Source organism: Dietzia aurantiaca, from assembly GCF_021033825.1.
GTDB classification, from domain to species: Bacteria; Actinomycetota; Actinomycetes; order Mycobacteriales; family Mycobacteriaceae; genus Dietzia; species Dietzia aurantiaca.
In genome coordinates this window covers 229,266-241,768 of sequence record NZ_JAIFXZ010000003.1, presented here as the reverse complement: position 1 = coordinate 241,768, position 12,503 = coordinate 229,266, and the positions used below count along the sequence as shown (strand labels likewise).

Sequence of the window (12,503 nt, the reverse complement as noted above, 5' to 3'; positions counted from 1 at the left end):
AGGAGGGTCGTCACCCCCCGTCTGAACCCGTCGGCGCCTGGTCCCGGGCTTCTTCCCACGCGGTGATGAGACGGCTCACGGTGGCGGCGTCGCGGACGGCCAGGCGCACGTGCCGCGGGTCGAGTCCGGGGAAGGTGTCGCAGCGACGGACCGCCACGCCGCGCGCGCCGAGCCGGGCACGGAACTCATGGGGATCGTGCCCCTTCGGCGTCCTGACCAGGAGGAACGGCGCCGCGGGCGGGACGGCGATCTCGATCCCTGCGCCGGTGAGTGCCCCACACATCGCCGCGCGGTCGGCGGCGAGCTGCCGCCGGATCCGGTCGAGGTGGGCCGACGCCTCGTCCGAGCAGCACGCGGCCACGGCCTCCAGTTGGAGGGTCCCGAGCGGCCAGTGGACCCGGTGCGCCGCCAGGTCGGCGAGGACCGCCGCGTCGCCCACGGCGTATCCGGCGCGCAGCCCGGCCAGCGCCCAGGTCTTGGTCACCGAGCGCAGGACCACGAGCCCGGGCAGGTCGGCGCCGGCGAGCGTCGAGCCCCCCTCGTCGTCGACCACGTCGCAGAACGCCTCGTCCACCACGGTGACCCGCCCGGGGCGGCACAGCGCCGCGAGAGTCGCCCGTGGGTGGAGGACGGACGTGGGGTTGGTGGGATTGCCGACGACGACGAGGTCGGCCGACTCCGGAACGAGGCCGGGGTCGAAGGTGTACGGCTCGCGCAGGATCACCCGGGTGACGGGCACCCCGGCCCGCCGAAGTTCCACCTCGGGTTCAGTGAACGACGGGTGCACCACGGCGGCGCGCAGCCCGCGGCGCGCGGCATGGTCGGCCAGCAGATGGAAGCCCTCCGCCGACCCGGCGAGCGGGAGCACCCGGCCGGGGTCGACCCCGTGTCTCTCGGCCACGGCCCGGCGGGCCCGGCCTTCGTCGGCGGCGGTCGGGTAGGCCGCCAGATCGTCGATGCGTTGCCGCAGCCGGTCGGCCAGCCATGCGGGCGGCCGGTCCCCATGGACGTTCACCGCGAAGTCGATCGCGCCCGGGCCGACCTGGGTGTCGCCGTGGATCCGTAGCTTGTCGAGGTCCTCAGCCATCGCGCCTCACCGCCCTCGCGTGGACGACGAGCAGCCCGGCGATCATCAGGCCGGCGGTGACCAACTGCACCCGGTCGTGGAGGCGAACGGCCCGGCCGATGTCCTCGGCGCGAACCTGCCGCCCGTCCCCGAGGACCGCGCGCTGCTGCACGCCGTACGGGTACCGGGTGGGGCCGCCGAGCCGGACCCCGAGCGCGCCGGCGCACACCGACTCCACCACACCGGCATTCGGGCTGGGGTGCGCTCGGGCGTCCCGACGCCATACACGCAGTGCACCTGACGGGCTGCCGCCGATGGTGCCGGCGACCGTGACGCCGATGAGCCCGGCGAGGCGGGCGGGAACGAATCCCAGGACGTCGTCGAGCCTGGCCGCCGCGGTGCCGAAGTGCTGGTACCGCGGTGAGCGGTGACCGACCATCGCGTCCAGCGTGTTGGCGGTCCGGTGCATCGCGGCGCCGGTTGGGCCCGCGATCGCTGCCCAGAACAGCGTGCACACGGCCGCGTCGGAGGTGTTCTCCGCGACCGATTCCACGACCGCGCGGGCCAGGTCGTCGGGATCGAGGGCGTCCGGGTCGCGGCCGCACAACCACGGCAGGAGTGCCCGCGAGCCGTCGTGATCGCCGGAGCGCAGGAGGGCGTCCTGCCGGCGTGCCACCGAGAGCAACGAGCTCCCGCCGAGGCAGGCCCACGCGACGGCCGCGTTCCACGCGACGGTCCCGGCGGTGCTGCGGGACACCAGCCGGCCCACGGCGTGGGTCGCCGCGGCGCTCCCGCCGACGAGTATGCCGGTGAACAGCACACCCGCCGCCCGCTGCCCGGTCACGGATCGGCGCGGGTCCAGGAGCCGGTGCTCGACGGCCAGCGCGACCCGTCCGAACCCGGCGACGGGGTGCAGCCGCCGGGGATCCCCCACCACGCGGTCCAGCGCGACGCCCAGGCCGAGCCCGGCGGCCCGGGCGGGCAGTCCGGTAGTGGAGGCCCGGACGCGAACGCGCCGGCGGGCGGCCCGGGCGCGGTCAGCCGGCGAGATAGCGGACATGGACCCCTCTTTCGTCACGGCTCACCTCGGCGCTGACGCCGTAGACGCTGGCGATCATCGCGGCGGTGAGCACCTCGGCCGGCGGACCGCTGGTCACGAGGCGGCCGCCCGCCAGGACCAGCAGATGGTCACAGTACGTCGCGGCGAGGTTGAGGTCGTGCAGGGCGGCGATCACGGTGGCGCCGGTCCCGCGGACGAGGGCGAGCAGATCCAACTGGTGCCGGATGTCCAGATGGTTCGTCGGCTCGTCCAGGACGAGTACGTCGGGCTCCTGCGCCAGGGCTCTCGCGATCTGGACGCGCTGTCGCTCGCCGCCGGACAGCGTTCCGTACCGCTGATCCAGTCGGTCGGTCAGGTTCGTGGTGGCGGCGGCCCGGGCCACGGCCTCGTCGTCGTCGGGAAGTGGACCCGACCACGCCGCCCGGTGCGGGATGCGGCCGAGCTCGATCACGTCCCGCACGGTCGGGTTCTGGTCGGTGCTGACCTCCTGCTCGACAAAGGCAACGCGCCGGGAGAACCGCTTGCGGGATATCCGGCGGGCATCGGCGCCATCGAGTAGTACCTGGCCGGCGGAGGGCGAGCGGAGCCCCGTCATCACCCGCAGGAGCGTGGACTTCCCCGACCCGTTGGGCCCGAGCACCCCCACCATGGAACCCGGCTTCGGAGCCAGGCTGAGGTCGGTGATGATCGGCCGGTCCCGGACGGACCACGAGACGTTCCGAGCCTCCAGGACGGCGCTCTCCGCCGTGTCCGTCATCGGGTCCTGCCCCGTCGGAGCAGCAGGACCACGAAGGCCGGGACGCCGATCAGGGCGGTCGCCACCCCGACCGGAAGCTCCTGGGGCGAGATCACGGTCCGCGAGGCGGCGTCGATCCAGACCAGGAACACCGCACCCATCAGCGCCGCGGTCGGCACGAGGACGCGGTGGCGGTTGCCGACCAGGGCCCGGGCCGCATGGGGGAGCACGAGTCCCACGAATCCGATGGCGCCGCAGGTGCTCACGATGACCGCCGTGACCAGGGCCGTCACCACCATGAGCACCAGGCGGATGCGGGCGACGTTGACGCCCAGGGACGCCGCCGCATCCTGACCGAACGTGAAGGCGTCCAGCTCGGACGTGTGCAGCAGGCACACCACGAGGCCGGCCAGCACCACGACGGCGCAGACGACGACGTCCGACCATCTGACCGACGCCAGCGACCCCAGGAGCCAGAAGAGCACTCCTCGGGTCTGCTCGGCGTCGGCGGCGATGTAGACGACGAACGAGGTCATCGCGGAGAACAGTTGTGTCGCCGCGACGCCCGCCAGGACCACACGGTCGGTGGTGCCGCCCGAGGCGAACGCCAGGAGGAGGACGAAACCGAACGCGACCAGCGACCCGACGAACGCGCCCGTGGTCAGGCCCACGGCCCCGGCCCCGATCCCCAGCACCACGATGAGCACGGCGCCCGTCGAGGCGCCGGAGGAGATCCCCAGGATGTACGGGTCGGCGAGGGGATTGCGCAGGAGCGACTGGAGGATGACTCCGCACAGTGCGAGGCCCGCCCCGGCCAGTGCCGCCATGACGGTGCGGGGCAGGCGCAGGTTCCAGATGATGCCCTCCTGGATCCGGCTCAGACCGGAATCCCCGCCGGTGACACGGGCAAGCGCGGACTGCAACACATCGCCCGACGTCAGCCCGGACGGGCCGATGGTGGTGACCAGGGCCGAGGACACCGCCAGTACGAGAAGGCCGATGAGCCACAGTCCGGCCAGCGCCCCGGGGCTCCGGAGCAGAGCCGGCCGGGCGGCGGGCCGCGGCCCTCGTCGGGTGGGTCGCCAACGCGGTCTCCGCGGGGAGGGCGGCGAGACCGAGCGCGTGTCGCCGACCCCGGATTCCGTGGTGGAGGGGGCGGTCACGCCGATCAGCCCGCCGTGGTCTGTCCGTCGACGAGCCCGAGCTCGCCGAGCCCCGTGGCGACGGTCTCCACGCCGGTGACCGTGCGCAGCGAGGGGTTCATCTCCGCGCCCGTGATGGCGATGAACCGCTTCTCGCGTACGGCGGTCATCTCGCGGGTCACCGGGTTGGACTCGAGGTAGGCGATCTTGGCGTCCGCGGTCTCGGCGGTCTGGCTCTTGCGGGTCAGGTCCCCCACGACGATCAAGTCGGGATCGCGCTCGGCCACGACCTCCCAGTTGATCTGCGGCCACTCCTGGGTGGTGTCGTCGAAGGCGTTCTCCAGCCCGAGTGTGGTGGAGATCAATCCCGGGGCGCCGCAGCAGCCGGCCATGTACGGGGACTCGGAGTTGGCGAACCAGTACATCGCCGTCACCCCGGACGCGTCGACCTGCCCGGCGGCGTCGATGCGGCCGCGGAGGTCGGCGACGAGCTCCTCGCCCGCCTCTTGCACGTCGAAGATCTGCGCGAGCTCGGTGATCTCCCGGAACAGCATGTCCTCGGTGAACGGGGTCTCACGCACGCCGTCTCCCGCGTCGGCGACCTTGCCCTCGCACTCCGCCGGTGACATGTAGGTGCCCACGCCGAGCTCGTGGAACTGCTCGCGGGTGGCCACCCCGCCTTCGCCCAGGGTGTTGCGGAAAGAGGCGGTGACGAAGTCGGGCTCGGTGTCGAGGACGGCCTCCATGGACGGCTCATTGTCCGCGAGCCGGGGGATGGCCGCGTTCTCCTCGGCGAACTCCTCGAGGACGGGGTCGGTCCAGGTGGCGGTTCCGACGATCCGGTCGCCGAGTCCGAGGGAGAGCAGGATCTCGGTGGATCCCTGGTTGAGCGAGACGATCCGCTCGGGGGTCGCCTCGACCGTCACCTGCTCGCCGCAGTTCTCGATCGGGTCCGCGCCGGCGACGTAGGTCGACTCGTCGGCTGGGGCGCAGGCCACCAGGCACAGGGAGGCAGTGAGGAGGAGGGCGGGTACACGCATCGTGGGGCCTTCGAGGTCGCGGGCCTTGAAACGCGAAGCCCGATCATGACCTGGCGGTGGTCACCGCGAGGGCCAGCCGGTATTCGGACTCGGGTTCACCTGGTCAGGGGCGCCTTCCCGGATCGTCCGACCCAGTGGCATCGTGCTCCTGCCATCACCCTCACCGCTGCGCGTCAGTTCCGGATTCGCACCGGATTCCCGCGACCTGTCGGTCTCGCTGGCCAGTCGAATCTAACACGGTCAGACCGCGATCCCTGCCCCGCGGGCAGCCGTGGGAATCCCGATCGCCGGCCCCGGGAAGGTCAACGGCGAGACCTGCCGCACCCTCTGCGACGGCTCGCCCACCTCTTGACCAGCCGTCACTGCGGTACGTTTCCGCCGTCGCCCACCTGGCCGAATGTTGATCCCCACCACGGCCGGTCGGCGCGTCAGGCCTTGATCGAGAAGCCTCGGATCACGTTGAGGACGCCCAGGACGAGAAGCGCGATGCCGGCGAGCCACCACAGGAAGCCGGCTCCCCACAGGGGAGTGCTCACCAGCGAGATGCCGGCGAGCACGGAGATGACCGCGAAGAAGATCGTGATGCCCTTCGAGCTGGCCTCGCCGAGGTTGAACAGGGCGGTGAAGCCCTCGAAGATCCACATGACGCCGATCAGCACGGTGGCGAAGATCGCGAGGAAGGCCGCCGACTGCTGCAGTGAGACGAACGCGTAGATGCCCGCGACGATGTAGAGCACGCCGAGCAGGCCGTGGCCCACCCGGCTGCCGGTGGAATGGCCGGTGGTGGCGAACGACATGGCGATGTAGATGAGTCCCGCCACGATGGCCCAGACCGCGATGACGCCGGTGATGACGACGGCGGTCTTGCCCGGCCAGACGAGAACGGCGATGCCGAAGGCGATGGCGATGAGGCCGCCGGCTATGAGGGCCAGGCGCATGCCCTTGGCGACAGGGGTGAAGGTGGAAGTGGTCATGTGGGACCTCGTGTGTGGGAGCGGGCGAGCACGATTGTGCTCAATAAGAACTTAGTCACTCCGGTCGCTGGAAGCGCCGGATCGAGCTCATTGCCTCGTGACGCCGATCACGTGCAGTGCGGAGCCCCCGCGCAGTGGATGCTGCCGTCAGTCGCGGGTGACCTCGCGCAGTTCGCCGCTGGAGACGTCGTAGACGAACCCGCGCACGGTGGTGGTGTGGAGCAGGAAGGGGTCGGCCTCGACGCGGGCGATCGACTGCTTGACGTCGGTCTCGGGCTCCGGGAAGGACTCCGCTGCCCAGCGGGGGCGCAGGCCGGTGTCGGAGAGTTCCTCTGTGACAGTCATGTCCGCAGGTTGGCCGTGAAGGCCGCGGCCCGCCGTTGATCTGCGAGGTCGCGGATCAACGGCGGACCGGGAGTGCGCGCGTCGGCGGGTCCGCAGTAGGTACAGCGGCAGATGTCGGGACCTACGCGGCGACGGAGCTGAGGTGCGCCCGGGTGGGCGCGTGGTCGGTCATGCAGTACGCGCGGGCCCGGTCGGAGACGGGCTTGCCGTGACGGACAGCACTGGCGGTGTCGAGGGCGAACCACAGCTGGGCGAGAAGGTCGATGAAGGGACGGAACGGCGACATGATTTCCCTCCTTGAGGGGTCGGGCCAGGAGGCGGGTATACAGGTCTGTAAACCTCGGTTTCAGATTATGTATACAGACCTGTCAAGTCAAGGGGTGTGCGACCACCAAATTTCCCGGTCTCGGTGGTCGGCTGCTGCCCCGGACTGGCCGACCGCGGATCAGGGCTGCGGCGCGCGCAGCGGCGCCTCGTGCTCCTCGCGGATGAACTCGGGCAGGGGGCCGGCGGAGCGCAGGATCCCGGCGAGAGCGGGATCGGCCAGGTGCAGGCGACCGACGGAGATGAGATCGAACTCCCCGCGGTTCATGAGCTCCACGACCGAATCCACGTTGTCCGACGCCCGGACCTCGGCCCCCGACTTCTGCTCGCGCAGCGACGTGCCGATGCCCACCCCGCCCACAGCGCCGGACGCCTTGCCCGTGAGTCGGCGGGCCCAACCGGCCAGGGTGACCTTGCCGTCGTCGCCCTCGAGGTCGGGGAACGCAGGATCGCTGAACCGGCGCGTCGACGCGTCGAACAGATCCACGCCGGCCTCCGCGAGCGCGCCCAGGTAGATGCCCAGCTCCTCGGGGTTCTCGGCCTTGCGGGCCGTGTAGTCCTGCTGCGTGTGCTGGGAGAAGCGGTAGAACAGCGGCGCGTCGGGGCCGATCGCCTCGCGGACCGCCGCCACCACGGCCGCCGGGTAGCGGACGCGCGCGGCCAGATCGCCACCCCAGGAGTCGGTGCGGCGGTTGGTGTCGGCCCAGACGAACGCGTCCGGCAGGTAGCCGTGGCCGCCGTGGAGGGTCACGCCGTCGAAGCCCGCCTCCATCGCCAGCCTCGCCGACCGCGCGTACGCCTCGATCGTCTCGGCGATCTCGGCCTCGGTCATGGGCTCGATCTCCGGCGACCACCGTGCGACGCTGCGCTCGGAGTAGGTGGTCACGCCCGGGGTGCCCCACAGTCCCGACGGCCGCATCGGCCGCATCTCCATCAGGCGGTCGCGGTTCGGCTTGTCGAAGCGGGCGTTGGCTCCCCAGAGCGGGCCCACGTGCCAGAGCTGGGCGATGATGCTGCCACCCGCCGCATGCACCGCGTCCGTCACCAGTCGCCAGGCCTCGACCGACTCCGGCGTGTCCAGGCGCGGAATCCAGGAATGGTCCACCGAGGTCGGGTGGTCCACGCCGATGCCCTCCGTGACCACGAGCCCGGTTCCACCGGCCGCGCGGGAGGCGTAGTACGCGCGGTTGACCTCGTCCGGCAGCGCGTCGGGGCAGCCCATGCGCGTCATCGGCGACATCGCCAGGCGGTTGGCGAGCTGCAGGGAACGGATCTCGAGCGGCTGGAACAGTGCTTCCCGACCTGGGGCGACCGACTGGGTCATCGCGCGACCTCTCATCTCTTCGTGCGGCGACGGTTCCGGAGCTCGGCGCCGGTCCGTCGTCAGCGGTGTGCCGTCTCCGTCGAGCATAGGTTTGTCCACCTAACCAAGCAAATGCTTGATTGGCGCGAGGTGTGGCCGCGGCGAGGCCCGACCGGTTGCGGGGTTCCTGTGCGGGGGAGGAGGGTGGCGCCACACGACGACGACGAGGCGCCGCCCGCAGGGTCGGCCCCGTGACAGGTGTGGAGGGCCCATGGACCGATCTGTGAACCTGGTGGTCGACGGCCACGAACACTCGCTGAGCGTGGACCCACGGACCACTCTTCTCGACGCCCTCCGCGACCACCTGCAGAACTTCTCCCCGAAGAAGGGCTGCGACCACGGTCAGTGTGGAGCGTGCACTGTCCTGGTGGACGGTCGGCGGCTCAACTCCTGCCTCCTGCTGGTGCTGAGCCAGGACGGCGCGGAGGTCACCACCTCCGACGGCCTCGCCGCCGCGGACGACCTCGCCCCGGTGCATCGCGCCTTCCTGGACCGGGACGCCTTCCAGTGCGGATACTGCACGCCCGGCCAGGTCTGCTCCGCGGTGGGCGCGATCCGCGAGGCGGCCGACGGCGCGCCCAGCGTGGTCACCGAGGACCTCGAGGCGCGTGTCGACCTGTCCGACGACGACGACGAGATCCGCGAACGCATGAGCGGAAACCTGTGCCGGTGCGGCGCCTACGTCAACATCGTGGCCGCCGTACGCGATGCCGCCCGGGAGGACCGATGAAGCAATTCGAGTACGAACGGGCCACCGATCCCGGGCACGCCGTGGCCGCCGTCGCCGACCGGCCCGGCGCCGTGTTCCTCGCCGGCGGCACCAACCTCGTCGACCACCTCAAGCTCGGGGTCGCCGCGCCGGACACCGTCGTGGACATCGGGCGTCTGGAGCTGGATGCGGTCGAGGACTCCGGCGACGGCGGGGTCCGCGTGGGCGCCATGGTCCGCAACAGCGACCTGGCCGCCCATCCACGGATCCGTCGCGACTACCCGGTGCTGTCGCGCGCGCTGCTCTCCGGTGCCTCCGGCCAGCTGCGCAACGCCGCCACGACGGGCGGGAATCTCCTGCAGCGCACGCGCTGCGTCTACTTCCAGGACGTCACCACGCCCTGCAACAAGCGCGAACCCGGGTCGGGCTGCTCGGCGATCGGCGGATATGTGCGCTATCACGCGATACTCGGCGCATCCGAGGCCTGTGTGGCCACCCATCCCTCCGATATGGCGGTAGCGCTCGCGGCCCTCGAAGCCGTCGTCGTCGTCCTCTCCTCCGACGGGGAGCGCCGGATACCGGTGACGGACCTGCACAGGCTGCCCGAGGACCGGCCGGACAAGGACACGGTGCTGGACCACGGCGATCTCATCTCCGCGGTCGAGCTCCCGCCGCCGCCGGCGGGCCGGTCGACGTACCGCAAGATCCGCGATCGCGCCTCATACGCGTTCGCGCTGGCCTCCGTGGCCGCGGTGGTCGACCTCGACGACTCGGGGCCGGAACCGGTGATCCGCGAGGCATCGATCGCACTCGGCGGGGTCGCGCACAAACCGTGGCGCGCACGCCGCGCCGAGGCCGAGCTGCGGGGCGCACGGCCCTCACCGGAGACCTTCCGCCGGGCGGCCGACGCCGAGCTCGAGGCCGCCGCGCCGCTGGAGGGCAACGAGTTCAAGGTGCCGATGACGCGCGGGGCGATCATGACCGTGCTCGGCGAGCTCACGGATACGGAGGTGTAGACGATGGCCGAACTCCTGCCCGCCTCCGCGATCGGCACCGACCGGGTCCGATCCGACGGCGCCGACAAGGTACGTGGCCGGGCCCGCTACGCCTACGAACACCCCGGGCCCGACCCGCTGTACCTCTTTCCCCTCCAGGCGACGATCGCGCGCGGCCGGGCCCTGGTGCTGGACACCTCCGCGGCCGAGGCGATGGACGGGGTCGTCCACGTCCTCACACCGGACAACGCCCCGCCGCTGGCGGAGACCGACGACCGGGAACTCGCGATCCTCCGCGACGCGGAGATCGGGTTCCGGGGGCAGTATCTGGGTGCGGTCGTCGCCACCACGCCCGAACAGGCACGGCGCGCCGCGGACGTGGTCGAGGTGACCTACGAGACCGAGCCACACGACGCGGACTTCCGGCGCGACCACCCGTCCGCCCGGCTCCCGGAGGACCCGGACTCGGCCGAGTACATCCTCGGGGACGTCGTCGCGGCACTGGCGGACGCGGACATCGTGGTGGACGCCGTCTACGACACCCCCATGGAGCACAACAACCCCATGGAGCCGCACACCACCGTCGCCCGATGGGACGACGACGAGCTCACGCTCTGGCTCTCGACTCAGGGTGCACACCCCGCGCGCGACATGATCGCGCCGATCCTCGGCCTCGACCGCGAGCAGATCCGCATCATCAACCCCCATGTGGGCGGCGGGTTCGGATCCAAGGGGATGCCCCACGCCGATCTCATGCTCACCGCACTCGCGGCCCGGGCCGTCCCGGGGCGTCGGGTCACCTATGCGGTCTCCCGGCAGCAGATGTTCGCACTCACGGGTCACCGCCCCGCCACGTCGCAGCACGTGCGGCTCGGTGCGGATCGCGAAGGCCGGCTCACCGCGATCGGTTTCGACGCCGTGTCCATGTCCTCGCACACCAAGGAGTTCCCCGAGCTGGCGATCAAACCGGTCCGGATGATGTACGCCGCCGAGCACCGGCGGCTCACGCAGAAGGTGGTCCCGCTCGACGCCCCGGTGCCGTCCTGGATGCGCGCGCCGGGGGAGGCGGCCGGCATGGTGGGCCTGGAGATCGCGATGGACGAGCTCGCCGTGGCCACGGGGCTCGACCCGATCGAGGTGCGCGTCCGCAACGAGCCCGACCGGCACCCGGACACCGGGCTGCCCTTCAACCAGCGACGTCTGATCGACTGCCTGCGCTCGGGCGCCGACCGTTTCGGGTGGTCAGGCCGCGACCCGGCACCGCGGTCCCGCCGGGAGAACGGGTGGTTGATCGGCACGGGAGTCGCGGCCGCCACGTACCCGGCCCTGCGGCAGCCGGGCTCCATCGCGCGCATCCGCCGCACCGACGACGGCTACCGGGTCGACATCGGCGCCGCGGACATCGGCACCGGCACCTGGACCGTGCTCGCCCAGGTGGCGGCGGACGGGCTGGGCGTGCCGGTCGAGCAGATCGATCTGGGGATCGGCGACACGGACCTGCCGAACGCCACCGTCGCCGGTGGATCGACCGGTCTGGCGAGCTGGGGCGCCGCGATCCTCCTGGCCGCCGAGGAGTTCCGTCGCGAGCACGGCGCCGACCCCGCGCCCGGGGCCGAGTCGCAGGCCGAGGCGGGGGAGAACCCCGCCGAGGAGGAGGTCGCGATGCACTCGTTCGGCGCGCACTTCGCGCAGGTCAGCATCAACGAACTGACGGGGGAGATCCGGCTCGATCGCATGCTCGGGGTCTTCTCCGCCGGGCGCATCGTCAACCCCCGCACCGCGCGCTCACAGCTCATCGGCGGCATGACGATGGGCGTGGGGATGGCCTTGCACGAGAAGGGCGAGATGGATCCGCGGTTCGGCCACGTGGTCAACCACGACCTCGCCGAGTACCACGTGCCGGTCAACGCCGACATCCCCGAGATCGAGGTGGAGTGGCTCGACGAGTCCGATCCCCACGCCGGGCCGCTCGGCGCGCGCGGCATCGGCGAGATCGGGATCGTCGGCGCGGCCGCGTCGATCGTGAACGCCGCCTATCACGCGACCGGGGTGCGGGTGCGGGAGCTGCCCGCCTTCGGGGACGCGTTCCTGCGGGCGTGAATTCCCGGCCGGAGACAGGCCCGGGGGCAGGGCCAATCCGGCGTGAGCAGCCGGAGGGACTTCTCCTCGCCGCCGGTGAAGGCCGCCGCCTCGGCCGGGGACCCAAGGCACTGTTGCGGCACGGCGGTGTGACGCTGGCCGAGCACGTCGCCGACGCGATGCTCGCCGGCGGGTGCGGCCGAGTGACCGTGGTGACCGGGGCGGGCGCTCGCGAGGTCGCGGAGGCGCTGGAGTCGCTCCGGGACGTGCGGTGCATCGAGAACCCTGACTGGTCGGCGGGGATGGGCACATCGCTCAGGTGTGGTCTCGAGGACCTCGGTGCCGGGGTGAACGTGCTGGTGATGCCGGTCGACCGGCCGGGCGTCAGCGCCACCGCCGTCGAGCGGGTTATTCACGCGCACGGCCCGGGCGGCATCACCGCGGCCGCCCACCGCGACCCCGGCGGGCGCCTGCGACGCGGGCACCCGGTGCTGTTCGACGCCCGCTGGACCGGCGACGCGGCTGCCGCCGCGCACGGCGACGTCGGGGCGCGCGGGTTGCTCAGCACGCAGTACGAACTCGTCCGGTTGGTGGACTGCTCGGACCTCGATGACGGCGCCGACGTGGACACCCCCGACGATCTGACGCGACTGGCGCCCTGACCCGGGTC

13 protein-coding genes and 1 riboswitch are annotated in these 12,503 nt (G+C 71.8%); of the genes, 4 read left to right on the top strand and 9 right to left on the bottom strand.

From position 1 onward, the window contains the following. Window positions 1-10: 10 nt before the first annotated feature. From cobC to K3888_RS05890, 9 genes are all read right to left on the bottom strand, one after another. Complete coding sequence (gene cobC, locus K3888_RS05930; protein WP_230929327.1) at window positions 11-1,087, bottom strand: Rv2231c family histidinol phosphate aminotransferase CobC; 1,077 nt, start codon at window positions 1,085-1,087, stop codon at window positions 11-13. Beyond that, entirely contained in the window at window positions 1,080-2,126 is a 1,047-nt protein-coding gene (gene cbiB, locus K3888_RS05925) for an adenosylcobinamide-phosphate synthase CbiB (protein ID WP_230929326.1), read from the bottom strand. Before cbiB ends, cobC begins: the two co-directional genes overlap by 8 nt. Next, a complete protein-coding gene (locus tag K3888_RS05920; RefSeq protein ID WP_230929325.1) occupies window positions 2,104-2,883 on the bottom strand; it encodes an ABC transporter ATP-binding protein in 780 nt (259 codons plus the stop codon). The genes cbiB and K3888_RS05920 overlap by 23 nt, the downstream gene beginning before the upstream one ends. Then, on the bottom strand, window positions 2,880-3,902 hold the full coding sequence (locus K3888_RS05915) for a FecCD family ABC transporter permease (RefSeq protein ID WP_230929409.1): 1,023 nt from the start codon (window positions 3,900-3,902) through the stop codon (window positions 2,880-2,882). Before K3888_RS05915 ends, K3888_RS05920 begins: the two co-directional genes overlap by 4 nt. A gap of 128 nt (window positions 3,903-4,030) precedes the next feature. Beyond that, window positions 4,031-5,044, bottom strand: a complete 1,014-nt coding sequence (locus K3888_RS05910) for an ABC transporter substrate-binding protein (RefSeq protein ID WP_230929324.1) — start codon at window positions 5,042-5,044, stop codon at window positions 4,031-4,033. Between the two features lie 57 nt (window positions 5,045-5,101). Further along, window positions 5,102-5,281: riboswitch (cobalamin riboswitch) on the bottom strand. A 191-nt stretch (window positions 5,282-5,472) separates the two neighbouring features. Next, window positions 5,473-6,018 (bottom strand): HdeD family acid-resistance protein, encoded by a 546-nt coding sequence (locus K3888_RS05905; RefSeq protein ID WP_230929323.1) that lies wholly within the window; start codon window positions 6,016-6,018, stop codon window positions 5,473-5,475. Window positions 6,019-6,165: 147 nt separating this feature from the next. Further along, complete coding sequence (locus tag K3888_RS05900; protein ID WP_230929322.1) at window positions 6,166-6,363, bottom strand: carbonic anhydrase; 198 nt, start codon at window positions 6,361-6,363, stop codon at window positions 6,166-6,168. Window positions 6,364-6,484: 121 nt separating this feature from the next. Further along, window positions 6,485-6,649 carry a hypothetical protein gene (locus K3888_RS05895; protein WP_230929321.1) on the bottom strand — a complete coding sequence of 55 codons (165 nt, stop codon included), beginning with the start codon at window positions 6,647-6,649 and terminating at the stop codon, window positions 6,485-6,487. A 159-nt stretch (window positions 6,650-6,808) separates the two neighbouring features. After that, complete coding sequence (locus K3888_RS05890; protein ID WP_230929320.1) at window positions 6,809-8,011, bottom strand: oxidoreductase; 1,203 nt, start codon at window positions 8,009-8,011, stop codon at window positions 6,809-6,811. Between the two features lie 250 nt (window positions 8,012-8,261). On the opposite strand from K3888_RS05890, the gene K3888_RS05885 reads away from it, so the two are divergent. From K3888_RS05885 to K3888_RS05870, 4 genes are read left to right on the top strand one after another with little or no spacing between them, the layout of a single operon-like run. Continuing rightward, window positions 8,262-8,780 (top strand): (2Fe-2S)-binding protein, encoded by a 519-nt coding sequence (locus tag K3888_RS05885; RefSeq protein ID WP_230929319.1) that lies wholly within the window; start codon window positions 8,262-8,264, stop codon window positions 8,778-8,780. Beyond that, window positions 8,777-9,775 carry an FAD binding domain-containing protein gene (locus K3888_RS05880; protein WP_230929318.1) on the top strand — a complete coding sequence of 333 codons (999 nt, stop codon included), beginning with the start codon at window positions 8,777-8,779 and terminating at the stop codon, window positions 9,773-9,775. The genes K3888_RS05885 and K3888_RS05880 overlap by 4 nt, the downstream gene beginning before the upstream one ends. Before the next feature lie 3 nt (window positions 9,776-9,778). Beyond that, on the top strand, window positions 9,779-11,854 hold the full coding sequence (locus K3888_RS05875) for a xanthine dehydrogenase family protein molybdopterin-binding subunit (RefSeq protein WP_230929317.1): 2,076 nt from the start codon (window positions 9,779-9,781) through the stop codon (window positions 11,852-11,854). Next, the gene (locus K3888_RS05870; protein ID WP_230929316.1) at window positions 11,851-12,495 is read left to right on the top strand and encodes a nucleotidyltransferase family protein; all 645 of its coding nucleotides are present in this window, start codon (window positions 11,851-11,853) and stop codon (window positions 12,493-12,495) included. The genes K3888_RS05875 and K3888_RS05870 overlap by 4 nt, the downstream gene beginning before the upstream one ends. Window positions 12,496-12,503 lie beyond the last annotated feature (8 nt).

Bases quoted from the DNA above. Each gene is read 5' to 3' on its own strand.
- cbiB (WP_230929326.1), bottom strand. From the start codon at position 2,126: ATGTCCGCTATCTCGCCGGCTGACCGCGCCCGGGCCGCCCGCCGGCGC.
- K3888_RS05890 (WP_230929320.1), bottom strand. From the start codon at position 8,011: ATGACCCAGTCGGTCGCCCCAGGTCGGGAAGCACTGTTCCAGCCGCTC.
- K3888_RS05875 (WP_230929317.1), top strand. From the start codon at position 9,779: ATGGCCGAACTCCTGCCCGCCTCCGCGATCGGCACCGACCGGGTCCGA.
- K3888_RS05905 (WP_230929323.1), bottom strand. From the start codon at position 6,018: ATGACCACTTCCACCTTCACCCCTGTCGCCAAGGGCATGCGCCTGGCC.
- K3888_RS05910 (WP_230929324.1), bottom strand. From the start codon at position 5,044: ATGCGTGTACCCGCCCTCCTCCTCACTGCCTCCCTGTGCCTGGTGGCC.
- K3888_RS05885 (WP_230929319.1), top strand. From the start codon at position 8,262: ATGGACCGATCTGTGAACCTGGTGGTCGACGGCCACGAACACTCGCTG.
- K3888_RS05900 (WP_230929322.1), bottom strand. From the start codon at position 6,363: ATGACTGTCACAGAGGAACTCTCCGACACCGGCCTGCGCCCCCGCTGG.
- K3888_RS05920 (WP_230929325.1), bottom strand. From the start codon at position 2,883: ATGACGGACACGGCGGAGAGCGCCGTCCTGGAGGCTCGGAACGTCTCG.
- K3888_RS05895 (WP_230929321.1), bottom strand. From the start codon at position 6,649: ATGTCGCCGTTCCGTCCCTTCATCGACCTTCTCGCCCAGCTGTGGTTC.
- K3888_RS05880 (WP_230929318.1), top strand. From the start codon at position 8,777: ATGAAGCAATTCGAGTACGAACGGGCCACCGATCCCGGGCACGCCGTG.
- cobC (WP_230929327.1), bottom strand. From the start codon at position 1,087: ATGGCTGAGGACCTCGACAAGCTACGGATCCACGGCGACACCCAGGTC.